Genomic DNA, 26,320 nt, shown 5'->3' with positions numbered 1-26,320 from the left:
CGTAGGGCACCATGGACCGCGGGCGGGAGCCGATCCGGCCGGCCCGGAGGAACAGCGTGCACGAGGGGGCGCGGGTGAGCGCGGTGGAGGTCCCGCTGGGCCGGCCCGGCGGAGAGCGGGCGCGGTTGCGGGCGGACTGCGGGAACTGCTTCGGCCTGTGCTGCGTGGCCCTCGCCTTCACCCGCTCCGCCGACTTCGCCGCCGACAAGGACTCCGGCGAGCCGTGCCGCCACCTCGGCGCGGACCACCGCTGCGGCATCCACACCCGGCTGCGCGCCGAGGGCTACCGCGGTTGCACCGTCTACGACTGCTTCGGCGCCGGCCAGCACCTGTCCCAGGTCACCTTCGGCGGCCGGGACTGGCGCGGGGCCGAGGACGGCGGCCGGGCCATGTTCGCCGCGCTGCCGCGGATGCGCCAACTGCACGAGCTGCTGGCCTACCTCACCGAGGTGCGCGAGCGGCCCGCCGCCGCGGAACTGCACCCGGCCGCCGACCGCGAGCTGGCCCGGGTCCGCGCGCTGACCGGGCTCGACCCGGCCGCCCTGGCCGCGCTCGACCTCGACGCCGAGCGCGCCGCGGTCAACCCGCTGCTGCTGCGGGCGAGCGAGCTGGTCAGGGCGCCCGGCCCGGGCGCGCGCCGCCGGGCCGTCCGGCGCGGCGCGGACCTGCTCGGCGCCCGACTGCGCGGCGCCGACCTGCGGGGCACCGACTTCCGCGGCGCCTGCCTGATCGCGGCCGACCTGCGGGGCGCCGACCTGAGGCTGGCCGACCTGATCGGCGCGGACCTGCGGGACGCGGACCTGCGGGGCGCCGACCTGACCGGCGCGCTGTTCCTCACCCAGTCCCAGGTGAACGCGGCACGCGGCGACGCCCGCACCCGCACCGGCCCCGGCCTGGACCGCCCGGCGCACTGGTCCTGATCCGCCCCGCCCCCGATCCGCCCCGCCCCCGGTCCGGCCCGCCCCCGGTCCGGCCCGCCCACCCGGTCCGGCCCGCCCCCTGGTCCCGCCCGCACGCCGGGCCGCACCCCCCTCCTGAGCCGGGCCGGCCCACCGCTGCCCGCCGTGCCGCACGGGGCCGCACCTTCGTGAGGCCCCTCACACATATGAATGTCTGACATTTGTTGTAGCGTAGGCGCCATGGTTGATCTACGAGCACCGCAGCGGAAGGCGAGCCTGTCCGCACAGTTGGTGGAAAGCCTGCGCGAGCACATCACCACCGGCCAGTGGCCGGTCGGGACGCGGCTGCCGTCCGAGCACGAACTGGTCGAGCGGCTCGGCGTCAGCCGGACGACGCTGCGCGAGGCGCTGGGCGCGCTGACCCACCTCGGGCTGCTGGAGGCCAGGGCCGGCGACGGCACCTACGTGCGGGCGGCCAGCGAGCTGGAGGCCGTACTGGTACGCCGGGCCGCGTCCTCGCCGCGCGACGACGTGCTGGAACTGCGGGCCGTGCTGGAGGAGTACGCGGCCGGCCTGGCCGCGGCCCGGCGCGGCACCGACGACCTGGTCGGACTGCGCGCCCTGCTGGAGGAGGCGGACGGCGCCGGCCAGGGCGGTACGGCGGAGGAGATGGCGGAGGTCGACGGCCGGTTCCACCAGGCGGTCGTACGGGCGGGCGGCAACCCGCTGCTCGCCGAGGTCTACGACCACCTCGGCCACGCCATCACCGCGTCGCTGGTCGGCCAGCCGTTCGACACGGGCGTGCTCGCCGCGCACGCCCGGCTGCACCAGGACCTGGTCGCCGCGATCGAGGCCCGCGACGAGACCGGAGCCCGCCACGCCGCCGCGCGGATCGTGGCACTGAACCACGCCGGCCACGAAGAGGAGGGAAACCGATGAGCCGCACCGCCACGACCCGGACGGCGCCCGCGCCGGCCGCGGTCGGCACCGGCCTGGTCGTCGCGATCCTGCTGGTGGCCGCGAACCTGCGCGCGACGCTCACCGGTGTCGGCACACTGCTGCCGGACATCGAGCACTCCACCGGCCTGGCGGCGAGCTGGGGCGGCGTGCTCGGCACGCTGCCGTTGCTCGCGTTCGCCGTGACCTCCCCGTTCGTGGGGCGGGTGGCGCACCGCTTCGGCCCGGCCCGCGTCCTGGTGGCGTCCCTGGCGTCCCTCGCCGCGGGCACCGTCGTGCGGTCCCTGCCCTCGACCGCGTGCCTGTTCGCCGGTACCGCGGTGCTGTCCGCCGCCGTCGCCTTCGGCAACGTACTGCTGCCGTCGATCATCCGGCAGCGCGTCCCGCCGGCCCGCATCCACGCGGTCAGCTCCCTCTACGTCACGGTGATGGGCCTGGTCGCGGCGGTGTCCTCGGGCATCTCCGTGCCGCTGGCCGGCGCGGTGCCCGGCGGGTGGCGGACGTCGCTGGCCTGGGGGCTGGTCGTGGCTGTCGTCGCGCTGGCCGTGTGGCTGCCGCGGGCGCGCGGCGACCGGCCGGCGGCCACCGCCGGCACCTCGCCCAGCCCGGCGCCGTGGCGCTCGTGGCTCGCGTGGCAGGTCAGCTTCTTCATGGGCCTGCAGTCGCTCGGCTTCTACACGGTCGTCGCCTGGCTGCCGAGCATCCTCGCCCACCAGGGGATGAGCACCACCGGCGCCGGCTGGATGCTCTTCTTCTACCAGGTCGTCGCGCTGGCGGCCGCCCTGCTGCTGCCCTTGGTCACCCGGGGCCGCCAGGACCAGCGGTGGGTCGCCGCGGCCGCGTCCGTGCTGGTGGCGGGCGGTTTCGCGGTGCTGCTCGCCGCGCCGGGGCTGCCGGTCTTGGCCTGCGTCCTGCTGGGGCTCGGCGGCGGTGTCTGCCTGGTGCTCGCGCTGACCTTCCAGTCGCAGCGCGCGACCGGTCCGGGAGAGGTCGCCGCCCTGGCCGGGATGGCGCAGTCCGTCGGCTATCTCGTCGCGGCGGCCGGCCCCCTGCTGCTCGGCATCCTGCACGACGCCACCGGCGGCTGGACCGCCTCGCTCCTGCTGCTGGTCGCGCTGAACGCCGCCATGGCCGGTTTCGGCTACGGCGCGGGGCGGGACCGCCTGGTGGGCGCCGCGCACGCGGTGGAGCCGCGGGGCCCCGCGGTCGGGACGGCCGAGCGGGCCGGGAAAGCGGAGAAGGTCTGACCCCCGACCCGTCGTTTCCGACCGGTCGGGACCCAGACCTCCTGCGTCATGTGCGCCGCCAGGGACTCGAACCCCGGACCCGCTGATTAAGAGTCAGCTGCTCTAACCAACTGAGCTAGCGGCGCCTGCTGACGTGGAAAACAGTACCGCATCGCGGCCCCGCGGAGAAAATCAGATGCTCATGCTCAGCAGTACCGGGGCGGCCCGTTCGTGCAGGGTGTCCACGGCCGGCCGCAGCCGGTGCGCCTGGGCGTAGGGCATGGACAGCGCCAGGCACGCGACGGTGCTGCCGATGGTGACCGGGATCGCCGCGCAGACGGTGCCGACCGCGTACTCCTGGAGGTCGAGGGTGGGGACGCTGGCGGGCTGCCGCTCCAGCTTGGTGAGCAGCACGCGGTCGTCGATCTCGGTGCGCGAGGTGAGGCGGGCCGGGCGGTGCCGGGACAGGTGCTCGCGGCGGCCGTCGTGGTCGAGCTGGGCGAGCAGGCACTTGCCGACCGCGCTGGCGTGGGCGGCGGAGCGGAAGTCGACCCACTCGTTGACCTTCGGCGCGTTGGGGCCGTCGGCGAAGTCGATGATCCGCACCTCGCCGTCGTCGTACCGGCTGAAGTAGACGGCGGCGTCGACCTCGTCGCGCAGCTCCTTGAGGATCACCTTGAGCTTCTCGGCGAGCGCGAGGTCGCGGTTGGGGGCGCCGAGCAGCACCAGGGACTCGCCGACCACGTATCCGCCGCCGGGCAGGAATCCGAGGTAGCGTTCCCGGCGCAGCATCGAGAGCACCTGGCTGAGATAGCCCAGGGGCACGCCGATCTCGCGGGAGAGCTGTTCGGCGCTGACGCCGTCGTTGTGCGTGTGCACGGATTCCAGTACGCGCAGTGCGTACTGGACCGCGTACACCCCCGGTCCGACCTGTCGGTGTTCGAGCGCCACGGTGACCCCCTGCAAGGTAAGACCGTCTGCGTGCCTGGTCCGACCGCTGGTCATGGGTCAGTGTCAAGGGCTGACCCGCGGTGGGACGGTACTCCACGATAGCGCCAATGGGCTTTCGGGCAGAGGCGGTTGAAAGCTATTCCCACCGGCCACGGCCGTATACGCAGGAAGGCGCCACGCTGGCATATGTCATGGTCATTGCCCTCTTGTGGCTGATCTGCAAGTGCTGTTTCCGGCCGACCCGGCGGGAGCGCGCGGAGGCGGGAATAAGGCGGGTGCGCGCTCCGGTTGCACCCGGCGGACGGGACGGACCCGTACCCCACTTCGCCCCGGCGGGCCGGACCCGCCGCCGGATCCGGTCCGCGGGCGCGGTGACCGACGACCGAGGAGGCGCCCGCCGTGGCCGACGCAACCCTGCCCGACCCGGGACACGGTATCCGGGGGACGGCCCGCGGGAGCGCGCCGGTGCCCCTGTCGGTGCTGGATCTGGCCACCGTCGGCAGCGGGTACACCGCCACCGACGCGCTGCGCACCAGCGTGGAGATCGCCCGGGTCGCCGAGACCCGCGGGTACCACCGGATGTGGGTCGCCGAGCACCACTCGATGCCCGGCGTGGCCAGCTCCTCGCCCGCGGTGATCCTGGCCCACCTCGCCGCCCACACCGGCACCCTGCGGCTCGGCTCGGGCGGCGTGATGCTGCCCAACCACGCGCCCCTGGTGATCGCCGAGCAGTTCGGCACCCTGGAGGCGCTCGCGCCCGGCCGGATCGACCTGGGCCTGGGCCGCGCCCCCGGTACCGACGGCGCCACCGCCGCCGCGCTGCGCCGCACCGAGACGCTGCACGAAGGCGCCGACGACTTCCCGCGCCAGCTCGCCGAGCTGACCCGGTTCCTGGACGACACCTTCCCCGACGGCCACCGGTACGCCCGCATCCACGCCATCCCCGGTCCGGTCCAGGGCAGCGCGCCCGGCGGGGTGCAGTCCCGGGCCCGGCCGAGCGTGTGGCTGCTGGGCTCCTCCGGCTTCAGCGCGCAACTGGCCGGGGCGCTCGGCCTGCCCTTCTCCTTCGCGCACCACTTCTCCGCCGCCAACACGCTGCCCGCGCTGGCGCTCTACCGCGAGTCGTTCCGCCCCTCCGCGGTCCTGGACCGCCCCTACGCCTCGATCGGCGTGGCCGCGCTGGCGGCCGAGGACCCGGAGGAGGCCCGCCGCCAGGTGCTCACCGGCGCGCTGAGCATGCTCCGGCTGCGCACCGGCCGCCCCGGGCTGGTGCCGACCCCGGACGAGGCGGCGGCGTACGAGTTCAGCCCGGTCGAGCGGGACTTCGTCGACTCCTGGCTCGGAAACGTGATCCACGGCGACCCGGCGACGGTCCGCGCCGGGCTCGACGAACTGGTGGAGCGCACCGGCACCGACGAACTGGTGATCACCGCCAACGCGCACACGCCGTCCGCGCGGCTGCGCTCGTACGAACTGATCGCGGACGCGTACGGCCTCCCGAAGGACGTCGCCGCGGAGGCGTGAGGCTCCTCCCGCGCATTCGTGCAGTCGTGAAGAGCCTTTCCGCGGAGGCGTGAGGAGCCTTCCTACGAAGGGAGCGGGGGAGTGCTCCTGCGAAGGAGCGGGGGAGCGCTCCCGCGCCGTCCCGGGCTGCCCGCCTGCCGTCCGCGCCGGTTAAAGCCCGGTTACCGACGGGTCGGTGGTCCGCGCCGCGAGCGGCCGCCGCTGTCCGACTTAAGCGCGGCTTAAAGCCCTCGTCACCGCCGCCGGCGGACCCCCGCACCGGGTCCGCCGGCGGTCGCGGTATGCCCCGCCGTCGTCAAATTGGTCTAGTCCAAGTCTGGTGCAGACCATTGACGTGCACTTGACCAAGGGTTAACCATTCTGGTCGCCCCTGTTGCTCCTCCCTCTCCCCCCGGAGGTCCTCGTGCAGTCAAGGTCAAGGAAGAGAGCGTTCGTGGCCGCCGCCACGAGCGCCGCCGTCGGACTGGGCCTGTTCGCCGCCCTGGTCGGCGGTGTCGGCACCGCGCAGGCGGACTCCGCCGGGACCGCGGCGAAGGCGGCCGCCGCCCAGCCCGCGGCCGCGAGCAGCGGCGGGGCCAAGATCGCCTACTACGACCAGTGGAGCGTCTACGGCAACGCCTTCTACCCCAAGAACCTCGACACCGAGGGCATCGCCGGCAAGCTCGACATCCTCAACTACTCGTTCGAGAACATCGACCCGACGAACCTCACCTGCTTCGAGGCGACCAAGGCGTCGGACTCCACGAACGAGCAGGACCCGAACGCGGGCGACGGCGCGGGTGACGCCTTCGCCGACTACCAGAAGTCGTTCGGCTCCGACATCAGCGTCAACGGCACCGCCGACGTCTACAACCAGCCGATCGTGGGCAACTTCAACCAGCTCAAGGAGCTGAAGGCGAAGTACCCGAACCTGAAGATCCTGGTGTCGCTCGGCGGCTGGACCTACTCCAAGTACTTCTCCGACGCCGCGGCCACCGACGCCAGCCGCAAGAAGCTGGTCAGCTCCTGCATCGACATGTTCATCAAGGGCAACCTGCCCCAGCAGGGCGGCTACGGCGGCACCGGCAGCGCGGCGGGCATCTTCGACGGCTTCGACATCGACTGGGAGTACCCGGGCTCGGCGGGCGGCCACGTGGGCAACCACTACAGCGCGGCGGACAAGGCCGACTACACCGCACTGCTCGCCGAGTTCCGCAGCGAGCTGGACGCCTACGGCGCGGCCAACGGCGGCAAGCACATGCTGCTCACCGCGGCCCTGCCGTCCGGCCAGGACAAGATCGCGAACATCCAGACCGACAAGATCGGCCAGTACCTCGACTACGCGAACGTCATGACGTACGACATGCACGGCGGGTTCGAGGCCACCGGCCCGACCAACGAGCAGGACCCGCTCTACCAGTCCCCGGACGACCCGTCCTCCGCGGTCGCCCCGGGCACCGAGAAGTACAGCACCGACAACGCGCTCAAGGCCTGGACCCAGGGCGACTCGGCCTACGGCATCCCAGGGGGCATGCCGGCCGGCAAGATCACCATGGGCTACCCGCTCTACTACCGCGGCTGGACCGGGGTGCCGGCGGGCGGCAACCACGGCCTGTACCAGACCGCCACCGGGCCCTCCGCCGCGCGCGGCATCAGCGCGACGGCCGGAATCGCGTACTACAAGGAGCTGAGCGGGGTGGTCGACAACCCCGCCGACACCTTCTACGACGCGAAGTCGCAGTCGGCGTACTTCTACGACGGGTCCACCTTCTGGACCGGTCTGAGCGACGCGTCGATCACCGCCAGGGCCGACTACGCCCACTGCAACGGGCTCGGCGGCTCGATGATGTACTCGCTGCTCGACCTGGACAGCTCCGCGACGCTCTTCAACAAGATCGTCACCGCGACGAACGGGTCGGCCTCCGACTGCTCCGGCAGCTCGACGACCGGCGGCACCTCCAGCGGCAGCACCAGCTCGGGCACCAGTTCGGGCACCACGTCCGGCACGACCGCGGGCACCACGGACGGCGGTACGTCGACCGGCACGTCCACGGGGACCTCGACCGGCACCTCCACTGGCACGTCCACGGGCACCTCGACCGGCACCTCCACCGGCACGACGGCCGGCAGCACCACCGGCGGTACCGGCGGCACCTGCACCCTCGCGTCCTGGAGCGCCAGCGCCATCTACGTCAACGGCGACAAGGTCTCCTGGAACGGCCACAACTGGCAGGCCAAGTGGTGGACCACCAACGAGGTGCCCGGCACCACCGGCGAGTGGGGTGTCTGGACCGACCTCGGCGTCTGCTGATCCGTATCTCTCCCCTCCCGCGGGGCGGGCGTCCTCACACGCCCGTCCCGCCGAAGGGCCCGCGTCCTTACTCCCCCCGAGGACGCGGGCCCTTCCCCTGTCCCGCGGCCGGAACGGCGCCCCGGCCGACGCCGGTTGCGCCGGTGCGGCCGGCCCGGCCCGCGGGTCAGACCGCCGCCGCCCCCATCACGACGAGCACGACCAGCAGCAGCGCCACGTACGCGGCCGAGTGGACGCGGTCCGGGACGCGCGCGGCACTCCGCCGCAGCAGGGCGATGGCCGGCAACGACCCCAGCAGGAGGGCGGCGCCGGCCGGCAGGTCCACGTAGCCGAGCCGGCCCGCGCCGGCCGAGCCGGTGAACGCGGGCGCGAGGGCGTACACGAGGGTGCCGGTGAGGGCGACCGGGACGCTGAGCGGGTTGGCCGTCGCGGTCGCCTCGGCCATCGGCAGGCCGCGGCGCCGCAGCAGCGGGACCGTCATCACGCTGCCGCCCACCCCCAGGCCCGCGGCCACCAGCCCGATCCCGACGCCGCCGAAGGTGGTGGTGCCGCGGTCCAGCGGGCGGGGGCGCTCCCGGGGCGCCCTGGTCAGGAAGCCCCGGCGCAGCAGGCTGTCCGCGATCGTCACCAGCAGGTAGCCGGCGAACAGCAGGCGCAGCGCGGTGCCGCCGACCAGGGTCGCGGCCAGCGAGCCCGCGGCGGCGCCGACCGCGATGAAGGCGGCCAGCGGCCAGACGTACTCCGCGCGCAGCCGGCCCTCGCGCCACTGGGCGAGCGCGGCGGCCGAGGCGTTGACGGCCATGACCGCCGCCGACGTCGCGACGGCGACGTGCATGGCGTCGGCGCCGGACGCCCCCGGCCGCGCGGTGACGGTCAGGACGCCGTAGACGACGGGCACGGTGACGAACCCGCCGCCGAAGCCGAAGAGCACCGTGGTGACGCCGGTCAGGCAGCCGAAGGCGACCAGCGTGAGGAAGGAGGTCAGCACGGTCCCGACGCTAGGCGGCGCCCGCCCTGGCGGACAATCGATGTCCGGCCATGTTCCTACGCGCAGCAGACAGCCGACGGGATCGCGCGTAGCCTCGTGCGCATGCGCAACGTCCCGGTCGCCGAGGTGGACGCCCTCGATCGCGCGGTGCTGGCCATCGGCACCGACTACCCCCGCGACCACCTGCTCGCCTGGCACGAGCACCGCCGCGCCCAGGTGCTCTACGCGGCGACCGGCGTGATGCGGGTCGAGGCCGCGGACGGCAGTTGGACGGTGCCCACCGCCCGCGCGGTGCTCATCCCGCCGCGCACCCGGCACCAGGTCGCCATGACCGGGGTCAGCACCCGCAGCCTGTACATCGAACCGGCCGCGGTGCCCTGGTTCCCCACCCGCTGCCGGGCCGTGGACGTCTCCGCCCTGCTGCGCGCGCTGCTGCTGGCCGCCGTCGACATGGAGCCGCGCTACCCCGAGCACGGCCGGGACGGCGCCGTGGTCGCCCTGATCCTGCACGAGCTGAAGGACCTCGCCCCGCTGCCGCTGGACGTGCCGCTGCCCGCCGACCCGCGGCTGCGCGACCTGTGCGAGGCGTTCCTGCGGCGTCCGGACGTGCACGACCCGCCGGCCCGCTGGTGCGCCGTGCTCAACGTCAGCGAGCGCACCCTCGCCCGCCTCTTCCGCCGCGGTACCGGGCTGAGCTTCTCGCAGTGGCGGCAACGCGCCTGCATCCTGCACTCGTTGCCGCACCTGGCCGCGGGCACCCCCGTCACTCGGGTCGCCGCCCTGCTCGGCTACGACAACCCCGCCGCGTACACCGCCGCGTTCGGCCGGCTGCTGGGCCGCCCGCCCACCGCCTACGGGCGTTCGGACCGGCCCGAGGGCGCGGGCCGCCGTAGTCAGTCCAGCAGGCGGGAGATGGAGGCGGCGGCCACCGGGCGGGAGTAGTGCCAGCCCTGGCCGGTGTCGCAGCCGATCCGGCGCAGCCGCTCGGCCTGCTCGGCGTTCTCCACGCACTCCGCGGTGACGGTGAGGCCGAGCCGGTGGGCAAGGTCGACCAGCGCCTCCACGATCGTCTCGTCGGCGGGGTTGGGGTGTTCCGCGGAGCGGAAGCCCTGCACGAACGAGCCGTCGAGCTTGAGCGTGGAGACCGGCAGCCGGCTCATGTAGGCGAGGTTGGAGTAGCCGGTGCCGAAGTCGTCGATGGCGATCCGCACCCCCATCTCGTGGAGCGCGTGCAGCGCCTGGAGCGGGCGGCCGGCGCTGCCCATCACGGCGGACTCGGTGAGTTCGAGTTGCAGGAGCTGCGGCGGCAGCCCCGTCTCGTGCAGGATCGCGGCCACGTCGGCCACCAGGTCGGAGTCCCAGACCTGGCGGACCGCCACGTTGACGCTGACGACCAGGGGGGTGTCGGGCCGCTCCCGCTGCCAGGCGGCGGCCTGGCGGCAGGACTCGGCGAGCACCCAGCGGCCCAGTTGCACGATCGAGCCGTCCTCCTCGGCGAGGCCGATGAAGCGGCCCGGCCCGAGCCGCCCGAAGTGCGGGTGCTCCCAGCGCACCAGAGCCTCCACGCCGCGCACCTCGCCGGTGTCGAGCGCGACCAGCGGCTGGTAGTCGAGGACGAACTCGCCGCGCTCGACGGCCTGACGCAGCGTGCTGGACAGTGACTGCCGGGTCATCCGGTGCTCGTTGCGCTCCGGGTCGAAGAGCGTCCAGCGGCCCTTCCCGTCGTCCTTCGCCCAGTACAGCGTGGTGTCCGCGGCCTGCATCAGCCCGGTGGGGGAGGTGCCCTGGGCCTCGCGCTCGACCACGCCGATGCTCGCGGAGACCGCCAGCCGGTGCCCGGAGACGTCGAACGGCTGCCGGAACGCCTCCAGGACGGTCTCGGCGAGCGCGGTGGCCTGCCCGGTGCCGGTGGAGTCCCGCAGCAGCAGCGCGAACTCGTCGCCGCCCAGCCGGGCCGCGAGGTGGCCGCCGGGTCCGGCGCAGGCCAGCAGCCGGTCGGCGACGGCGGCGAGCAACTCGTCGCCCACCCGGTGCCCGAGCGTGTCGTTGATCGCCTTGAAGCCGTCGAGGTCGAGGTAGCACAGCCCGATCCGGCCGCTGCCGCGTTCGGGGGCGCGGGCACAGGCGTCCGCGAGCCGTTCGAAGAACAGCGCCCTGTTGGGCAGTCGGGTCACCGGGTCGTGCATCCGCAGGTGCCGCAACTGCCGGCGCAGCGACTCGCGTTCGGTCATGTCCTCGACCGTCAGCAGCAGCGACCCGCCGTCGGTGCGCGACAGCGACAACTCGGCGCTCAGGTCGTCGCCGTCGGCCCGGGCCAGCCGCAGGGCGTGGTGCAGGCGGCCCCGCCGGCCGGCGAGGACCTCCTCGAAGGCGGGGCCGGTGTGCGGGTCGCCGGCCAGGCCGAGCAGCACGCGGGCGTCGGTCCCCGCCATCCGCTCCGGCGGCACCCCCAACAGCCGGGCCAGCGCGGCGTTCGCCGCCAGCACGCCGCCGTCGGGGCCGAGCAGGGCCATCGCCGAGCCGGCGACCGCGAAGGCGGCCCGGAAGTCGTCCGGTTCCGCGGCGGGCGACGATCCGCGCGACCGGTCACAGCGGGTGATGGTGGCTGCTGTGCTGTCGGGCTCGACGCCGGGGCCGCCCGAGGGTCCGCCCATCGAATGCTCCCTGTTCGCACTTCCGTCACCCGCGATCATATGGGCAGGCGGAGCGGACGATCCAGCGTCGCTCCGGTGATGTGTCGCACGGGTGCCACCCGCGCGGGCGGTTGCGGCGGCCCCTGGTCGAGCAGGTGAACGCACTCCGCACATCATGACGGAGGGTAGTCACCCGGACGGGTGGTGGCCGCTCCGCGCCGGCGCCCGTGCCCGTGCGCGGTCTCGCGCCGGCGGTGTGGCTCCGCGCCCCCGGGCCGGCCCGCGCCGCCCGCGCCACCCGGGCGGTCGTACCGCCTGCCGCCCGCGCCGCCGAGCCCCGCGGGCGGCAACCCGCACGGAGCATCCGAAACCGGCGAACCCCCACGATCCATAGCAATGTGGGGAAAGTCCCGGACCGAAACCCCAGCCTCCCGGAGGTCCCTGTGCGGCGGTCAGACCTCGCGTCAGGCAACCCGGCGGACGGCCCCGCCGCGGCGGGCGCCGGCCCCCGGCCCCGGGTGCTGCGGGCGTTCGCCGCCGCCTTCGCCGGGTTCGCCGCCCTGGTCGCCTGGACCCTGATGACCGGGCCGGCCGCCGGCGCCGCCGAGGGTGCCGCGTGCCTGCTGCCGCGCACCGCGGTGCACCACTCCGAGGGGGTCGACGGCTGGGACGGCGACTACGCCCGCCCCGACGGCGACGTCAGGGCGCTGATGGTCTTCCTGTCCTTCCCCGGCTCCCCTCCGCAGCTCACCCCCGCGCAGGTCGCCGCCGACCACTACCCGGCGACCAGCCGGTTCTGGGCGGGCGCCTCCTACGGGCAGTTCCGGCTGCACCTGCACGCCGAGACCCGCTGGCTCCGCATGCCCCGCCCCGCGTCGGACTACCTGATCAGCCGGAACTGGGACGCCGCCGACCGGTACGCCTACCTGCGCGACGCGATCGCCACCGCCGACCCGTCGGTGGACTTCGCCGGCTACGACGTGGTCTACCTCGTCGCCGACCCGGACGCGCCCGGCGTGGACTCCGACGCCACCAAGGTGGTGAACCTCGCCGCCCCGATCGCCGTCGACGGCAACCCGGTCCGCCACATGGTGACCGTCTTCGAGCACCACCCGCCGGACCGCAACGTGCTCGCCCACGAGACCGGCCACATCTTCGACCTGCCCGACCTGTACTACCAGCCGCCGCCCGGCAGCGACGCCGACTGGGACACCCACGTCGGCGACTGGGACCTCATGGGCAGCCAGTTCGGGCTGGCCCCCGACCCCTTCGCCTGGCACAAGTGGCGGCTGGGCTGGCTGCGGCCGGACCAGGTCGGCTGCGTCACCGGCGTCGGCACCACCTACCACGACCTCAGCCCCGACGAGACGCCCGGCGGCTCCAAGCTGCTGGTGGTGCGCACCGGCGAGGACACCGCGCTGGCGATGGAGGCCCGCACCCGCACCGGCAACGACCGCGTGGCGTGCACCGAGGGCGTCCTGCTCTACGACGTGCGCTCCGACCGCCAGTCCGGCGAGGGCCCGATCGACGTGGTCGACGGCCACCCGGGCCACGCCGCCTGCCCGGCCACCTCGGTCTACCCGCCGCTGGCCGACGCGCCGCTGGGCGTCGGCGAGTCGTACACGACGCCCGACGGCAGCACCCAGGTCACCGTGCTCGGCCACCAGAGCGACGGCACCTGGTCGGTCCGGGTCACCGAGGCGCCGGCGGGTGCCCTCGGCCGGACGTCCGGCGCGGGCACGGCGGGCTGACGGATGGCCGACCGTCCCCGCCCCGGCGCCCGCGGCCGCCGGCCGGCCCGTACCGGCCGCCGCCCGCGCCCCGGCATACGCGCCGCCGCCCTCGCCGCCTGCGGGCTGCTCGCCGTCGGCTCCACGGTCATCGCGGAGCCCCAGCTGGTCGGCTCGCACGCCGCGCCGCCGCCCGCCGCCCGCCCCTGCGCGCTGCGCGCCGAGCCCGGCGTCGCCATGTCGGAGGGCTTCCCGCCGCACCCGTACCACGGTAGCGACGAGGAGTTCGCCCCCTCCACCGGCACGGTCCGCGCGCTCACCCTGCTGATCGACTTCCCCGACGCCAAGGCCCCGTACAGCGCCCGCGAGCGGTACGGCGAGTTCTTCCCGGCCGTCAAGCAGTGGTACGCCGCCGCCTCCTACGGCCGGCTCGACTACGAGTCCACGCCGGTGCTGCGCTGGATACGCATGCCGCGGCCGTTCTCCGCGTACGGGATCGGCCGCGGCTACGGCTGGGACGCGCACACCGAGATGATGCGCGACCTGATCAGGGCCGCCGGCCGGAGCGTCGACTTCCACGGCTACGACATCGTGAACATCCTCGTCACCCCCAACGCCGGGCCGCCCGCCGACCAGGCGGTGCTCTCGGTGACCTGGACCGGCGCCTCGGCCGCCACCACCGACGACGGCACCCACCTGGACAAGGTCTCGCTCATCTACGGCCACGACCAGTCCGGCTTCCGGGTGCTGGCCCACGAGAACGGCCACGCGCTGGGCCTGCCCGACCTCTACGCCGCCGACGACTTCCAGCGCACCGACCGCCTCGCCGGGCAGTGGGACACCATGTCGCTGGACTGGGGGCTCCAGGGCGACCTGCTCGCCTGGCACAAGTGGAAGCTCGGCTGGATCGACGACCGGCAGATCGCCTGCGTCAGCAGGCCCGGCACCCGGACGTACGCGCTGCGGCCGGTCGAGGTGCCCGGCGGGGGCAAGGCGGTCGTCATACCGTTCGGCGACACCACCGCGTACGTCCTGGAGCTGCGCGAGCCGCTGGGCAACGACAAGGACGCCTGCCGCGAGGGGATACTCGCCTACCGGGTGCGCACCGACGTCGACTCGGGGAAGGGGCCGGTCACCGTCGAGGACGCCCACCCGGGCACCGGGGCGTGCGACTTCAGCAGCGCGTCGTTCAACTCGCTCAACGACGCGCCCTTCACCGAGGGCCAGGGGTGGACCGACCGGGCCGACGGCTTCGCCTTCAAGGTGCTGGCACCGGACGCGGCGGGTGACTGGCGGGTGCGGGTCACCCGCCGCTGAACCGGGCCCGGCCGGCGGGTCGGCCGGCCGGGAGGAACCTCGGGTCAGGCGAGCAGATCGGCCTCAAGGGTGATGTCCACGCCCGCGAGCGCCTTGCTGACCGGGCAGTTCGCCTTGGCGTCCTGCGCGGCGGCCTCGAACGCCTCGGCGGTCAGGCCCGGCACGCGCGCCTTGACCGCGAGGGTGATCCCGGTGATGCCCTCACCCGGCTGGAAGGTGACGTTCGCCACGGTCTGCACGGTCTCGGGCGGGGTGCCCGCACCGGCCAGGCCGTGCGAGAGGGCCATCGAGTAGCAGGAGGAGTGGGCGGCGGCGATCAGCTCCTCGGGGCTGGTCTTGCCGTTCGCGGCCTCGGCGCGCGACGGCCACGACACTTCGTACGTGCCCACGCCCGAGGTGTCCAGCGAGACCGTCCCGGCGCCGCCCATCAGCGGGCCCTTCCACTGGGTCGTCGCGGTACGAGTGGTTGCCATGGTGAAGCCTCCAAGAGTACGAACCGGCAGGCGGCTCGGGCCGCCGTAGGAACGCTACCTCGCGGCGGGGCGGCCGGGGGCGAAGGCGCCGAGTCGCACCGGGAGTTCACGCGCACCGGAAGTCCTCGCGCGCCGGAAGTCCTCGCGCGCCGCGAGGACGGGCGGTGCGGCGGGCGGTGTCCGGGTACGACGAAGGCCCCCCGCTCGCGCGGAGGGCCTTCGTCCTTCAGGTGCGCCGCCAGGGACTCGAACCCCGGACCCGCTGATTAAGAGTCAGCTGCTCTAACCAACTGAGCTAGCGGCGCCTGCTGACGTCGTAGACACTAGCACCCGCTCCAGCGGGGTGGGAAATCGATGGACGCCGACCGGTCACGGGCGGTCTGACCAGGCCCTTGGGCCGGCGGCGGCGGGAGGTGCTCCTCCTGCCGGGCCACCCGCACGCAGGCCCACAGCAGCACGTCGGCGCCCGGCAGCCAGGGCCTGCCGGTGTCCGGCGCGACCACCCAGCGGGACCGGCCGGTCCCGGGGTCCGGCGCGGCCCCGTCGGCGGGCACGCAGTCGTAGAGCGGGGGCACCGTGACCGCGTCGCCCCGGCCGTGGCACAGCGGCGGCGGCACCCGGCGGCCCCACTCCTCCCACGCCAGCAGGGCGGGCAGCCGATGGGCGGTGCCGGGCGCCGCCAGCACCAGCACCCGGCCCCGGTGCACGGCCGCCGGGCCGCTGCCGGGACCGGTCGTCCAGAGCTGCTCCAGCACCCGCCGTCCGAAGAGCAGCGGGAGGTTGACCACGTCGAACACGGTGCCGCACGGCAGCACGCTGGGCGCGGCCGGGCGGGCCGACCACAGCGCCTGGACGCTGCGTGGGAAGGCGCTGGCGGAGGCGAGCCACGCGGCGCCCGCCGAGGTGACGTAGGAGGTCTGCTGCTGACGCTGGATCTCGTCCATGCGTCCACATCTACCGACTGCATGCTTGCACCCCCGCGGAATCAGGGGAAAGCGGGACAGGAGTGATGTGGGGGAGGTACCTTGCCCCGCCCGGGGACGCCGGCAGTGAGGGGCGGACGGGGGCGGACGGCCCTCAGGGGGTGACGCCGCCGCTCTTGATCAGGCCCTCGCCGTACTCGACCATCTTCTTCGCGTAGTCCTCGGTCCATCCGGCCCGCTCGGCGAGCTTCGCGAAGGTCAGCCGGTCGAAGCGGCGCGGATCGGCGAGTTGGGCCGCCGCCATCGCCTGGAAGTCGGTCGCGCGGTCGGCCGCGGCGCGGAACGCCACCGCCAGCTCGGTGGCCCGCGCCAGCAACTCCCGCGGGTCCTCCATCGACTCCAGGTCGAAGAACCGGTCGGCCCCCTCCTCGGGCACGGCCCCCGGTTCGAACAGCAGCGGCGCGGGCCGCTTCGGCCGCTCACCGCCCGGCCGGCGCGCCTGTGGCGGCTGGCTCATCCCTACCTCCCGTACTCGGCAACACCCCCCATTGTCCCGCACCCCCCGCGCCCGGCCCCACCCCCGGGCGTCAGGAAGCCGGGGTCAGCTCGGCGGTGACCAGGGTGCGCAGCCAGCGGTGGGCGGCGTCCCGGTCGTGGCGGGCGTGCCAGGCGAGGACGGCGGGGACGGGCGGGGCGGGCGCGGGCAGGGGGTAGGTGCGCAGGCCGGCGGGCAGGACCTCCGCGGTCAGGGCCGCCGGCGCGACGGCGATCATCGGGTGGGCGGCCACCACGCCGAGCGCCAGCGCGAGGGTGGGCACGGTGAAGGCCACGTGCCGGCGCAGGTGCCGGGTGTCCAGGAGGTCGTCGATACGGTCCCGGGTGCGGCCGCGGCGGGAGACCACGACATGCGGCAGGGCGGCGAACCCGGCCCAGTCGGACGGGTCGTGCGGCAGGTCGCGGCGGCCCACGGCGGCCAGGTGGTCGGCGAACAGCGTGGTGCGGCGGGTGTCCGCGTGGTCGGTCGCGCTGTCGGTGATCTGAAGGTCGACCAGGCCGCGGCGCAGCTCGTCGGTGGTGGTGGGGCCCTCGGCGAGCAGCCGCAGGCACACGCCGGGCGCGGTCTCGGCGAGGACGGCGGCGAGGCGCGGCAGCAGGGCGCCGGCGACGACGTCGTTGCACTGGAGGGTGAAGGTGCGCTCCAGCGTGGCCGGGTCCACCTCGGCGTTCGGGGTGAGGACGGCCTGCGCGCGGGTGACGAGCCGGTGGACCTCCTCGCGCACCTGCTCGGCGTAGGGGGTCGGCAGCATCTCGCGGCCGGAGCGGACCAGGATCTCGTCGCCGGTCGCCCGTCTGATCCGGCTGAGCGTGCGGCTCATGGCGGGCTGCGACAGGTGCAGCCGGTCGGCGGCGCCGCCCACGCTGCGCTCGTCGAGCAGGGCGTCCAGCGCGGTGAGCAGGTTCAGGTCCATATGCATACAGGTAATGGTAGAGATCAGATCCATGCATTTGAAGTTATGTCACCGCGCCGGTTCACTGGTTGTCGTGCCCATCCGGGCACGGCGGGACGTCGGAGGACGTCGGGCGCGGCGTCGGCGGACGGCGTCGGGAGAACGAGGAGGCAGCGATGCGTACTGTGATCGCCGGAGGCGGACTGGTGGGGCTCACCGCGGCGGCGTCCCTTCAGTCGATCGGCCACGAAGTCACGGTCCTGGAGCAGGCGCCGCAGGTGCGCGCCGCCGGGGCGGGCATCGGGCTGTGGCCCAACGCGCTGCGCGAGTTCGACCAGATCGGCGTCGGCGACGAGGTGCGTGCCCTGGGCGCCTGGATCGACACCTGGTTCTTCGACCCGGCCGGCCGCCCCCAGCGCGCCCCCGGCTACGGCACCGACGACCACCGCTTCCTGCTGGTGCCGCGGCCGGCCCTGAACCGGCTGCTCGCCGACCGGGTCGGCCTCGACCGCATCCGCCTCGGTGCCCGGGCCACCGGCTGCACCGAGACGGACGCCGAGGTCGTCGTCCACCTGGAGGACGGCACGGACGTGCGGGCCGACCTGCTGATCGGCGCGGACGGCGTCCACTCCCGTATCCGGGCCTCGCTCGTGCCCGGCAGCGAAGCCGTCGCCCACGAGGGCCACTTCGCCTGGCGGGCCCTGGTGCCGGCGGGTGCCGAGCGGCCCGAGGGCAGCGTGCTCACCATCGGCGGGGCGCGCACCCGGGGCGGCTACGCCCGGGTCTCCCCGGAGCAGACCATGTGGATGGTCAACCAGTTCGACGTCGCCGAGCTGACCGGCACGAAGCGGGAGCGGGCGCTGACCCGGGCCCGGCACCTGGCCGCGGAGGGCTGGCACGAGGACCTGCTGGCGATGATCGAGGCGACCCCCGAGGAGGACATCCTGGAGAACCAGATCACCCTGGTGCCCCCGCTGCCGCGTTGGACGAGCGACCGGATCGCCCTCATCGGCGACGCCGCCCACGGCCTGTCCCCGCACATCGCCGCCGGCGGCACCCTCGGGGTGGAGGACGTCGGCGTGCTGCGCGCCCACCTCGCGGACGCCCCCGACGCGGCGACCGCGTTCACCCGCTACGAGGACGAGCGCCGGGCGCGCTTCGACCAGGTCCGCGAGCACTCCGCCGCCGTCGAGAAGGCCGACGGGGCCGCCGAGTTCGCCGAGCGCTACGCCGCCTTCAGCCACTGGATGCTCACCACGTCCTGACCGGGAGCGGTGCCCCCGCCGCCGGGCGGGGGTCCGCGGCCAGGCGGCCGGGGGGAGACGCCGTGGGGCTGTCCGGCGGATCCCGCCGGACAGCCCTCAGCCCGCCAGGGGGTGGGTCCTCAGCCCCGCCAGGGGGTGCGGTGTTCGGCGAGGTGGGCTAGGACCGAGTGGTTGGCCTCCCAGCCGTCGGGGAACTTGACGGTGACGCCGAGCCGGACCGGCTCGGAGGACGGATGCTCGTCGAGCAGGTCGGCCACCCCCGCCCGGCAGACCACGATGCACGCGTGCCGGTGCCGCGAGGCCAGTACGCACAACCGCCCCGTCTCCAGGTGGAACGCCGTGGCGTCCGGCCGCCCGGACAGCGGGTGCAGCACCACGGTGACGTCGAACTCCCGTCCCTGGAGCCGGTTGGCGGTGTCCACCGCGACCCCGAGGACGCCGAGCGCGGCGAGCGCGGCGCGCACCGCGGCGGCCTGGTCGCGGTGCGCGGTGCCGACCGCGATCCGCTCGGCGGTCAGCGGCGCCGGATCGGGGTCGGGCGCGGAGTACGTCAGCCCGCCCCGGTCCAGCAGGCGGCGCACCAGCAGCGCGACGGCGCGGACCGCCTCCGGGTCGGTGCGCGGGGTGTGCCGCGCGGGCAGCTCCAGCAGGCCCCACCCGCTCTCCGCCGCCTCGTCCAGCACCCGGTCCAGCCCGCCGCCGTCGCCCCGCACGCCGAAGCCGAGCCGCCGGTCGCCGGGACCGGTGCCGCTGCGGAACGGGGTGTAGGGGTAGAACGCCCGCGACACCAGCGGCGCCGCGGACGCGGGCAGCCGCCAGGACACCGGCAGCCGGTGCTGCGGCAGGCCCGGGTTGTGGGCGAGCAGCGTCACCACCGCGCTCGCCGACGGGTCCCAGCTCAGTCCGGCCCACTGCTCCGCCCCCACCACGCTGAACGGGTCGAGCTGGCCGGGGTCGCCCACGAACAGGGCGCGTTCGAAGAGCCCGGCGACCTGGAGCAGCGCGTCCGAGCGCATCTGGTACGCCTCGTCCACGATGGCGTGCCGCCACGGCTCGACGTCCTTGACGTACGCCCATTTCGCCGCGGTCGCGATCACCACCGCGCGGTCCCGCAGTTCGGCGACGGAGGTGGACTTCGCGAGCGACGGGTGGCGGTCGAGCGCGGGGTCCGGCGGCGAGTCGGTGCCGTGCAGCCGCCCCACGGGCAGGTCGGGGTCCGCCGTCGCCAGCCGGTCGGCGAGGTCGTCGACCTGCGCGTTGGTCTGCGCCACGATCATCAACGACTCGCCGGCCGCCGCCAGTTCACGGGCCGCGCGGACCACGAGCGTGGACTTGCCCGCGCCCGGGGGCGAGTCCACGACCACGCCCCGCTCGGTGCCGCGCAGGGTGCTCGCCAGGATCGCTGCGGTCGCCTCGGCGGCCGCCCTGCCGGGATCGAACGGCCCCTCCGCCGACGGTCCCCCCGGCGCCGACGGCTCCTTCGGCCTCGACGGCTCCCGTGGCGCACCGGAGGAATCGTCCGCGGGCCCCGGGGGGTACGGCCCGCCGCCGGCGGCCGCCCCGGTGCTGGGCACGGGCTGGATCACAGGAAGTCCTCCGCGGTGACGGGGTCGGGGGCGGGCGGGGTGGTGTCGGAGCCGGGCGGGCCGCCGTGCGTCCACGGGGTCTGCTCCGCGTCGGGCAGGGCGGGGCCGCTTCTCGGGTCGTGCTCGAAGAGGGTGAAGGTGACGGTGTCGCCCGGCGCCGGGACCGAGCCCTCCCGCGGGGTGCGGCCGCTGCCCATGCCGCCGGTGAGCTTCACCCGCACGCTCCACGCGGGCAGGCGGCCGCCGCCCCCGCCGCCCCCGTCCCCGCCGTCCCCGCCGGCTCGGCCGTCCGCGGGCGTGCCGTACGCGGCGCCGTCCGCGCCGGCCGCCCTTGTGTCCGCCGTCTTCGCGGTGTCCGTCTCCGGGACATCCGGGGGGCCGCCGTGCGGGGGACCGTCCTCCGGGTCCGCCCCCTGGAGCACCTCCAGCAGCTCGGCGCCCTGCGCCGATCTCGCGTCGGGCAGCGCGCGGTACGCCTTCGCGCCCGGCTCCGCCTGCGGCAGGTCCCCGGTCAGGAGGGTGAGGACCGGCCGGGGCATCGGGCGGCGTCCCTCGGACCAGGTCATCTCGACCTCGACCACGGTGCCGGTGAACGCCTCGCCGGACAGCCGGCGCGCCGCCATTGCGAGGGGGTCGTCCAACGCCTCCTGGGCGGCGAGCCGGGCCTGCGCGGTCTCCCGGCCGGCGAGCTTCTGCGCGGCGGTGATGGCGTCGTCGCGCTTGGGCTGCGGCGGCTCACCCGCCCGCACCCGGTCGCGGTGGCCGGTGAACGACCAGCGGTCCCGCTTCCACCGCTCCGCCACGTGGGCGCCCTCGGGCAGGTCCCGCAGCAGGTCGAGTCCGCGCCACATGTCGTCCCAGGTGGGCCGGAGTTGGGAGGCGACCAGGTCGCGTATCCCCGCCTCGGCCGCCGCGCGCTCGGCCGCGCTCCGGGCCTTGTCGTAACGGGCCTGGGCCGGTGCGAGGACGCGGTTGTCGAAGACCGGGTCGGTGGCCGGGCCGGCCGGCGGGCTGAGCAGCAGGCCGTCCGGGGCGCGGCCGGTCTGGGCGCGGGCGGCGGCGGTGGGCCCGTCGAGCCCGGGCGGCGGGTCGATCCAGCCGAGCAGGGCGCCGAGGTGCTGGTCCTCCATGGCGCTCTGGCCGGTGGCCCAGTGCCGGGTGAGCAGGTCGGTCATGGCGAGCAGCAGCCCGCTGCCCGGGGTGCGGGAGCGCTCGGCGTAGTGCGTGAGCCAGCGGCCGAGCAGCGGCACCGGCACCGGGACCGGGTGCGGGGCGTCCTGGTCCTCGACGGTGCGCAGGAAGCGGGTGGAGCGGCCGACCAGCCGGACGTACTCCACGGCGGCGCTGTTGGGCACCACCACCTGGAGCGCGTCGGCGCACAGCTCGGTCTCCTCGCGGTTGCGGGTGGCCGGCTCGACCTCCACCTCGTCCGCGTAGCGGTCCAGCGCGCGCAGCAGTTGCGTGGCGAGCCCGGCGAAGAAGCCGAACCGCAGCTCGCGGTCGAGCGGTTGGGGCACCACCAGCAGCTCGGGGGCGTCCCGGTCGGTGCCGAGCATCGCGCCGAGCGGCGCGCCCGCCTCGCCGGCGGTGGTGAGCGGCACCAGCACCAGCGGCCGGTCGGAGAGATGGCAGTGGCGTACGGTCGCGGCCGGCACGGCCTGCCGCGCCGCGACCGCCTCGGCCCGGGCGAGGGTGTGCAGCACGCTCACGCCGCGCCTCCGGCCGTACGCTCCGGCCCGGCGGAGGGCGGCGCGGGCGGTCCCGGATGCGCGGGGTGGTCGGGGTGCGCGGGCCGTCCCGGGTGTGCGGGGTGTGCGGGGTGCGGCGACCGGCCGGGCGGGGGCACGGACGCCGCGGGCGGGTCCGCCGGGGGACGCGCGGGCGCCGGCACACGAGTCGGGGAGCCGCCTCCGGCCGGGGCGCCGCCCTCCGCCGGCCCGGCGGCCCCCGCGGACGCGCCCGGTCCCGGTTTCGCTGCCCGTGGCCCGTCCCCCGCCGCGGTCAGCGCCTCCTCCCGCAGCGCGGCGGCCCGGCGCAGCGCGGCGACCGCCGGGTCCCGCGGGTCGCCCGCGCGGCCGTGCGCGGCGGCGAGCACCGCCTCGACCGTGGTGAGGCCGCCCAGTTCGCCGCGCAGCGAGCGGCCCAGCGCCTCGACCCGGCCCGCCGCGCGGGAGCGGTCGCGGCAGTGGAAGGCCAGCTCGCAGGTGGACAGGCACTCCGGGGCGTACGCCGCCGGGACGGTGTCCACGGCGGCGGCCAGTTCGGCCCGCGGCCGGGTCGGGGTGCGGCCGTCGGGCGTGTACGACAGGTCGAAGGTGGTGCCCTCCGGCAGCAGGTCGGCGATGTCCGAGATCCGGGTCAGCCGGGTGAGCTGGCGGCGGGTGACGGCGAGTTGCTTGCGGATGTCCACCCGGTCGGCGGTCGGCAGGTTGGAGAAGTCCTTCGGGCAGACCAGCAGGATGTCGGCGCGGGTCCTGCCGGGGGTGACCGCGTCGAGCGCCAGGACGTACACCGCCGACTGCCGGGCCGCGGCGCCGACCTTCATCGCGTCGGCGCCGCCGTCCAGGATCGGGAAGGACTTGATCTCGACCACGGTCCAGGTGCCGTCGGGCGCGACCGCCACCGCGTCGGGTTCGAGGTGGACGGTGGAGCCGGCGACGTCCAGGGCGAGCAGCGGGTGGTCCAGCAGCGTCCACGCGCCCGGCGCGGCCTCGGCCAGCGCCATCCGGGTCCGGGCCACCCGCCCCTCGGGGCCGGGCGCCGCCAGGTCGGGCAGCTCCGCCCCGCCCTCGCAGCCCAGCAGCCGCAGCAGTTCGGCGCAGCCGTCGGCCTTCACCCGCGCCTCGAAGGCGTGGCCGCGGGAGAAGGCGAACCGGGACTGGCCGAACCGGGCGGGGGAGCCGAGCGCTTCGGCGACGGCGCCCTTGTCCACCCCGGCGGCGTCCATCACCGCGCGGCGCTTGCAGCCGGGGTTGGCGGCCAGTGCGGCCAGCGCCCGCGCGTCCATCGGGCGGGGTGCGGTGCCGTGGCCGCGCAGGACCGCCAGCCGCTCCCGCAGGGAGTGCGTAGTGCTCACCCGTGAGAGTGTGTCATCCGCCACTGACAACCACCCCGAGGGCGCCCCGTGCGCTCTTCGGCCGGTCTCCGGGCCGGGCCTTCGGGCCGGTGTCCCGGGACGCCCGCGGACGCGCACCGGCCCGCGGACGCACGCCGGCCCGCGCACCCCGAAGGGTCGCGGGCCGGAGGATCGCGGGCCCGGCGGCCGAGGTCAGTTGTGGCCGGCCGGCTCGCCGTCGGGGAGCGGGGCGGCGCCCGCCTCGCCACCGTCGCCGTCCACCTCGCCGCGGACGTCGTCGCGGTCCCCGCGCGCCGGGCTCTGGCGCGGCACCGACGGCGCGGACGCGGACCGCGCGCGCCCCGCCTCCCGGACGCCCCCGTCCTGCGCAGCCGCGGAGCCCTTCGCGTCCGGCACGGCCTCCGCGGTGGACGTGGTGGACGCGGCGGACGTGGCGGCGACCGGAGCCGGCGCCGAAGAGGTCGAGGGAGCCTGCGAGGAGGCCGCGCCGGACGCCGCCACGTCCGCGGCCGCCCGCCCGGAGCCGAACCGCGCGTACAGCGCGTCCACCATCCGCAGCGCCGGCCTGGCCAGCAGGAAGCCGACCCCCATCACCGCGACGCCCGCGGCGGCGTCCAGCAGGTAGTGGTTGGCGGTGCCCATCACCACGAACGCGGTCATCAGCGGGTAGATCACACCGAGGGTGCGCACCGTCCAGTGCCGCCCGTAGCGGAAGAGCATGATCCCGCACCACAGCGACCAGCCCACGTGCAGGCTCGGCATCGCGGCGTACTGGTTGGTGAGGTCGCCCATGCCGCGCGGCGCGCTCGCGTCGCTGCCCCACCAGCCGTAGGAGCCGTACTGGGCCATGGTGTCGATGAAGCCGTGGTGGCCGGTGAGCAGCCGGGGCGGCGCGGTGGGCAGCAGGGTGAAGCCGATCAGCCCGATCAGGGTGGACAGCATCAGCCAGGTGCGGGCCGTGCGGTAGTGGGTGGGCCGGCGGCGCCACAGCCAGACCAGGACCGTGGGCGTGACGATGTAGTGCAGCGACGCGTACGCGAAGTCGGCCGGCACGCCCAGGAAGGCGTGGTCGGTGAAGAGCCGGTTGAACCAGTGCTCCGGGTCGAGGTGCACGATCTGCTCGAAGTGCAGGATGTCCGCGCCGTGCTGCACGGCGCCGCTCACGTCGCCGCGCACCAGCAGCCGCGCTCCGGAGTACAGCGCGTAGACCACGGCGATGAGCGGCAGTTCGGTCCACCAGCGCAGCCTGCCGCGGTAGGCAGCGGCGCGCGGCGCAGTGGCAGTGATCGTCATCCGGACGTCTCTCCAGGTTCTCCGTTGGGCCGCGGGTCCGGCGCTCTGGTCGGTGGCGTAGGCTCAACCGTACGCCGTACGGTAAGTGCGGCGCACCTCGCCCCCGAAGTTTCGCAGATACCCCGAGTTCGTACGGTGTTCAACCCGATCACGCAGGGTGGGCACACTCCGAAGGACGCCCGGTTCCGCTCCCGGGTTGCCCGCACGAGGTACGAAGGAGACGAGAACAGAGAACCCGATGCCGGTCCCCCCGTCCGCCCAGCCGCTGCGCACCCCACGGCGCCGCGCACCCCGCAACACGCTCAATCCCGATCGTATCCTCGATGCCGCCATCACTCTGCTCGATCGGGACGGCACCGAGGCCTTCACCATGCGCGCGCTCGCCGAACGGCTGGGCGTCGCCCCGATGGCGATCTACTCGCACTTCCGCGGCAAGGACGAGATCAGCGACGCCGTCGCCCAGCGGCTGCTGGACACGGTGGAGCTGCCGGGGGCCTGCGGCGCGCACCCGGACCGCGAGCTGCGCGAGGTCTGCCTCGGGGTCTACCGGCTGTTCACCGAGCACCCCTCCGCGCTCCAACTGCTGACCACCCGCCCCACCCGGGGCGACGACGCGCTCGCGGTGATCGACCGGATGCTCACGCTGCTGCGCGCGTGCGGGCTGCCCCGGCAGGACGCGGTCCGCGCCCACGTGGCGCTCATGCAGTACACGGTGGGCTCCGCGCTGTGGAGCACCCGGCGCACCCGCGCGATGTGCGAGGAGGGGGCGCGCGAGCGGGCGAAGGCCAAGCTGCGCGCCCTCCCGCCCGAGCGCTACCCCGCCCTGGCCTCCCTGGTTCCCGAGCTGCTGTGCGCGCAGGACGACGCGGCGGCGCAGTACGAATGGGGCCTGGACCGGCTGCTGCGAGGGCTGCTCGCCGGGGTCTGAGGACCGTGGGTGATGATGGAGGCGTTTTCGGCCGGTCCGTGAAAGGTCCTTCGGTATGGCAGTGGTGGCGCCGCGTATCCTCCTGGTCCGGCACGGGCAGACCGAGTGGTCGCGCACCGGGCGGCACACCGGCCGTACCGACGTGCCGCTGACCGGCGAGGGACGGCGCACCGCGCTGCTGCTCGGCGAGCGGCTCGCCGCCGCCCCCTGGAACGGCCTGCCCGACGCCGAGGTGCGCACCTCGCCCCTGCTGCGCGCCGCCGCGACCGCCGAACTCGCCGGGTTCGGCCGCGCCAAGGAGTGGGACACGCTGGTCGAGTGGGACTACGGGCGCTACGAGGGCCTGACCCCCGCCCAGCTCCAGGAACTGCGGCCGGGCTTCCACATCTGGCGCGACGGGGCGCCCGGCGGCGAGACGCTGGCCGAGGTCGCCGAGCGCGCGGACGAGGTGATCGGGTGGGCCCGCTCGGCCCCGCGCGACGTGCTGGTCTTCGCGCACGGCCACTTCCTGCGGGTGCTGGGCGCGCGCTGGCTCGGCTTCGACCCGTCCTTCGCGGCGGCGCTGCGCCTGGACCCGGCCTCGCTGTCGGTCCTCGGCTGGGCGTACGGAGCGCCGGCGCTGGAGCGGTGGAACGACACGGCGCACCTGGAGTAGGCCGCTCCCGGGGTGTGTCCGGGCGTGTCCGGGCGCGCCCCGGCGCACCCCCCACCCCCGTATCACCCCCGAACAGGGGGGTGGCGGCGTGATTCGCCAGGCAACGCCACCCCTGGCGGTGCCCCCCGGCGGGTACGGACGCCGTTGTACGAGGTGGG

Annotated in this window: 21 protein-coding genes, 2 tRNA genes and 1 pseudogene; 11 read left to right on the top strand and 13 right to left on the bottom strand. The window is 75.2% G+C overall.

The features are described 5' to 3' along the window. Positions 1 to 74: 74 nt before the first annotated feature. The 3 genes from RVR_RS12105 (at position 75) to RVR_RS12095 (ending at position 3,103) form a co-directional block, all read left to right on the top strand. On the top strand, positions 75 to 920 hold the full coding sequence (locus tag RVR_RS12105) for a pentapeptide repeat-containing protein (protein WP_237404695.1): 846 nt from the start codon (positions 75 to 77) through the stop codon (positions 918 to 920). 219 nt (positions 921 to 1,139) lie between these two features. Continuing rightward, on the top strand, positions 1,140 to 1,838 hold the full coding sequence (locus RVR_RS12100) for a FadR/GntR family transcriptional regulator (RefSeq protein ID WP_202233858.1): 699 nt from the start codon (positions 1,140 to 1,142) through the stop codon (positions 1,836 to 1,838). Beyond that, a complete protein-coding gene (locus RVR_RS12095) occupies positions 1,835 to 3,103 on the top strand; it encodes an MFS transporter (protein ID WP_202233857.1) in 1,269 nt (422 codons plus the stop codon). Before RVR_RS12100 ends, RVR_RS12095 begins: the two co-directional genes overlap by 4 nt. Before the next feature lie 51 nt (positions 3,104 to 3,154). On the opposite strand, the gene RVR_RS12090 is transcribed toward RVR_RS12095, so the two are convergent. Together RVR_RS12090 and RVR_RS12085 are read right to left on the bottom strand one after the other, a co-directional pair. Beyond that, positions 3,155 to 3,228 (bottom strand) — tRNA-Lys (locus RVR_RS12090). Positions 3,229 to 3,274: 46 nt separating this feature from the next. Then, positions 3,275 to 4,033 carry an IclR family transcriptional regulator gene (locus tag RVR_RS12085; RefSeq protein WP_237405295.1) on the bottom strand — a complete coding sequence of 253 codons (759 nt, stop codon included), beginning with the start codon at positions 4,031 to 4,033 and terminating at the stop codon, positions 3,275 to 3,277. A gap of 399 nt (positions 4,034 to 4,432) precedes the next feature. On the opposite strand from RVR_RS12085, the gene RVR_RS12080 reads away from it, so the two are divergent. Beyond that, the gene (locus RVR_RS12080) at positions 4,433 to 5,557 is read left to right on the top strand and encodes an LLM class flavin-dependent oxidoreductase (protein WP_202233855.1); all 1,125 of its coding nucleotides are present in this window, start codon (positions 4,433 to 4,435) and stop codon (positions 5,555 to 5,557) included. 433 nt (positions 5,558 to 5,990) lie between these two features. Next, on the top strand, positions 5,991 to 7,847 hold the full coding sequence (locus RVR_RS12075; RefSeq protein ID WP_202233854.1) for a glycosyl hydrolase family 18 protein: 1,857 nt from the start codon (positions 5,991 to 5,993) through the stop codon (positions 7,845 to 7,847). Positions 7,848 to 8,013: 166 nt separating this feature from the next. On the opposite strand, the gene RVR_RS12070 is transcribed toward RVR_RS12075, so the two are convergent. After that, positions 8,014 to 8,835, bottom strand: a complete 822-nt coding sequence (locus RVR_RS12070) for a sulfite exporter TauE/SafE family protein (RefSeq protein ID WP_202233853.1) — start codon at positions 8,833 to 8,835, stop codon at positions 8,014 to 8,016. 102 nt (positions 8,836 to 8,937) lie between these two features. Between RVR_RS12070 and RVR_RS12065 the strand changes: the two genes are divergently transcribed. Then, positions 8,938 to 9,777 carry an AraC family transcriptional regulator gene (locus RVR_RS12065; RefSeq protein ID WP_202233852.1) on the top strand — a complete coding sequence of 280 codons (840 nt, stop codon included), beginning with the start codon at positions 8,938 to 8,940 and terminating at the stop codon, positions 9,775 to 9,777. On the opposite strand, the gene RVR_RS12060 is transcribed toward RVR_RS12065, so the two are convergent. Further along, entirely contained in the window at positions 9,729 to 11,489 is a 1,761-nt protein-coding gene (locus RVR_RS12060; RefSeq protein ID WP_202233851.1) for a putative bifunctional diguanylate cyclase/phosphodiesterase, read from the bottom strand. The two genes, RVR_RS12065 and RVR_RS12060, sit on opposite strands and share 49 nt — an antisense overlap. Positions 11,490 to 11,911: 422 nt before the next feature. Here RVR_RS12060 and RVR_RS12055 point away from each other — a divergent pair, with 422 nt between their 5' ends. Together RVR_RS12055 and RVR_RS12050 are read left to right on the top strand one after the other, a co-directional pair. After that, positions 11,912 to 13,219, top strand: a complete 1,308-nt coding sequence (locus tag RVR_RS12055; protein WP_430393126.1) for a M6 family metalloprotease domain-containing protein — start codon at positions 11,912 to 11,914, stop codon at positions 13,217 to 13,219. 3 nt (positions 13,220 to 13,222) lie between these two features. Next, complete coding sequence (locus RVR_RS12050; protein ID WP_202233850.1) at positions 13,223 to 14,515, top strand: M6 family metalloprotease domain-containing protein; 1,293 nt, start codon at positions 13,223 to 13,225, stop codon at positions 14,513 to 14,515. A gap of 44 nt (positions 14,516 to 14,559) precedes the next feature. Here RVR_RS12050 and RVR_RS12045 read toward each other — a convergent pair whose 3' ends face one another. The 5 genes from RVR_RS12045 to RVR_RS12025 form a co-directional block, all read right to left on the bottom strand. Next, positions 14,560 to 14,988, bottom strand: a complete 429-nt coding sequence (locus tag RVR_RS12045) for an OsmC family peroxiredoxin (protein WP_202233849.1) — start codon at positions 14,986 to 14,988, stop codon at positions 14,560 to 14,562. A 231-nt stretch (positions 14,989 to 15,219) separates the two neighbouring features. Further along, positions 15,220 to 15,293: transfer RNA gene (locus tag RVR_RS12040), tRNA-Lys, on the bottom strand. A gap of 18 nt (positions 15,294 to 15,311) precedes the next feature. After that, positions 15,312 to 15,932: a bifunctional DNA primase/polymerase gene (locus RVR_RS12035; protein ID WP_237404694.1), complete on the bottom strand. Its 621-nt coding sequence runs from the start codon at positions 15,930 to 15,932 to the stop codon at positions 15,312 to 15,314. A 133-nt stretch (positions 15,933 to 16,065) separates the two neighbouring features. Further along, entirely contained in the window at positions 16,066 to 16,428 is a 363-nt protein-coding gene (locus RVR_RS12030; protein ID WP_202233848.1) for a hypothetical protein, read from the bottom strand. Between the two features lie 70 nt (positions 16,429 to 16,498). After that, positions 16,499 to 17,386 carry a LysR family transcriptional regulator gene (locus RVR_RS12025; protein WP_202233847.1) on the bottom strand — a complete coding sequence of 296 codons (888 nt, stop codon included), beginning with the start codon at positions 17,384 to 17,386 and terminating at the stop codon, positions 16,499 to 16,501. Positions 17,387 to 17,535: 149 nt separating this feature from the next. Between RVR_RS12025 and RVR_RS12020 the strand changes: the two genes are divergently transcribed. Continuing rightward, complete coding sequence (locus RVR_RS12020) at positions 17,536 to 18,624, top strand: FAD-dependent monooxygenase (RefSeq protein WP_202233846.1); 1,089 nt, start codon at positions 17,536 to 17,538, stop codon at positions 18,622 to 18,624. 119 nt (positions 18,625 to 18,743) lie between these two features. On the opposite strand, the gene RVR_RS12015 is transcribed toward RVR_RS12020, so the two are convergent. The 4 genes and pseudogenes from RVR_RS12015 to RVR_RS12000 form a co-directional block, all read right to left on the bottom strand. Beyond that, entirely contained in the window at positions 18,744 to 20,024 is a 1,281-nt protein-coding gene (locus RVR_RS12015; protein WP_237405294.1) for an AAA family ATPase, read from the bottom strand. Between the two features lie 182 nt (positions 20,025 to 20,206). After that, the gene (locus RVR_RS12010; RefSeq protein WP_202233845.1) at positions 20,207 to 21,919 is read right to left on the bottom strand and encodes a hypothetical protein; all 1,713 of its coding nucleotides are present in this window, start codon (positions 21,917 to 21,919) and stop codon (positions 20,207 to 20,209) included. Between the two features lie 293 nt (positions 21,920 to 22,212). Continuing rightward, a pseudogene (locus RVR_RS12005) lies at positions 22,213 to 23,316 on the bottom strand (hypothetical protein); the annotation flags it as partial. Between the two features lie 162 nt (positions 23,317 to 23,478). After that, positions 23,479 to 24,579 (bottom strand): phosphatase PAP2 family protein, encoded by a 1,101-nt coding sequence (locus RVR_RS12000; RefSeq protein ID WP_202233844.1) that lies wholly within the window; start codon positions 24,577 to 24,579, stop codon positions 23,479 to 23,481. A 238-nt stretch (positions 24,580 to 24,817) separates the two neighbouring features. Here RVR_RS12000 and RVR_RS11995 point away from each other — a divergent pair, with 238 nt between their 5' ends. Both RVR_RS11995 and RVR_RS11990 read left to right on the top strand, forming a co-directional pair. After that, the gene (locus RVR_RS11995) at positions 24,818 to 25,507 is read left to right on the top strand and encodes a TetR/AcrR family transcriptional regulator (protein WP_202233843.1); all 690 of its coding nucleotides are present in this window, start codon (positions 24,818 to 24,820) and stop codon (positions 25,505 to 25,507) included. A 64-nt stretch (positions 25,508 to 25,571) separates the two neighbouring features. Next, the gene (locus tag RVR_RS11990) at positions 25,572 to 26,162 is read left to right on the top strand and encodes a histidine phosphatase family protein (RefSeq protein WP_202238552.1); all 591 of its coding nucleotides are present in this window, start codon (positions 25,572 to 25,574) and stop codon (positions 26,160 to 26,162) included. The last annotated feature ends 158 nt before the right edge of the window (positions 26,163 to 26,320 follow it).

This window comes from Streptomyces sp. SN-593, assembly GCF_016756395.1.
In the GTDB taxonomy this organism is placed as follows: domain Bacteria; phylum Actinomycetota; class Actinomycetes; order Streptomycetales; family Streptomycetaceae; genus Actinacidiphila; species Actinacidiphila reveromycinica.
This window is presented reverse-complemented; position numbering and strand designations above follow the sequence as displayed.

Bases quoted from the DNA above. Each gene is read 5' to 3' on its own strand.
- RVR_RS12050 (WP_202233850.1), top strand. From the start codon at position 13,223: ATGGCCGACCGTCCCCGCCCCGGCGCCCGCGGCCGCCGGCCGGCCCGT.
- RVR_RS12060 (WP_202233851.1), bottom strand. From the start codon at position 11,489: ATGGGCGGACCCTCGGGCGGCCCCGGCGTCGAGCCCGACAGCACAGCA.
- RVR_RS12045 (WP_202233849.1), bottom strand. From the start codon at position 14,988: ATGGCAACCACTCGTACCGCGACGACCCAGTGGAAGGGCCCGCTGATG.
- RVR_RS12020 (WP_202233846.1), top strand. From the start codon at position 17,536: ATGCGTACTGTGATCGCCGGAGGCGGACTGGTGGGGCTCACCGCGGCG.
- RVR_RS12025 (WP_202233847.1), bottom strand. From the start codon at position 17,386: ATGCATATGGACCTGAACCTGCTCACCGCGCTGGACGCCCTGCTCGAC.
- RVR_RS12095 (WP_202233857.1), top strand. From the start codon at position 1,835: ATGAGCCGCACCGCCACGACCCGGACGGCGCCCGCGCCGGCCGCGGTC.
- RVR_RS12000 (WP_202233844.1), bottom strand. From the start codon at position 24,579: ATGACGATCACTGCCACTGCGCCGCGCGCCGCTGCCTACCGCGGCAGG.
- RVR_RS12035 (WP_237404694.1), bottom strand. From the start codon at position 15,932: ATGGACGAGATCCAGCGTCAGCAGCAGACCTCCTACGTCACCTCGGCG.
- RVR_RS12065 (WP_202233852.1), top strand. From the start codon at position 8,938: ATGCGCAACGTCCCGGTCGCCGAGGTGGACGCCCTCGATCGCGCGGTG.
- RVR_RS11995 (WP_202233843.1), top strand. From the start codon at position 24,818: ATGCCGGTCCCCCCGTCCGCCCAGCCGCTGCGCACCCCACGGCGCCGC.
- RVR_RS12100 (WP_202233858.1), top strand. From the start codon at position 1,140: ATGGTTGATCTACGAGCACCGCAGCGGAAGGCGAGCCTGTCCGCACAG.
- RVR_RS12030 (WP_202233848.1), bottom strand. From the start codon at position 16,428: ATGAGCCAGCCGCCACAGGCGCGCCGGCCGGGCGGTGAGCGGCCGAAG.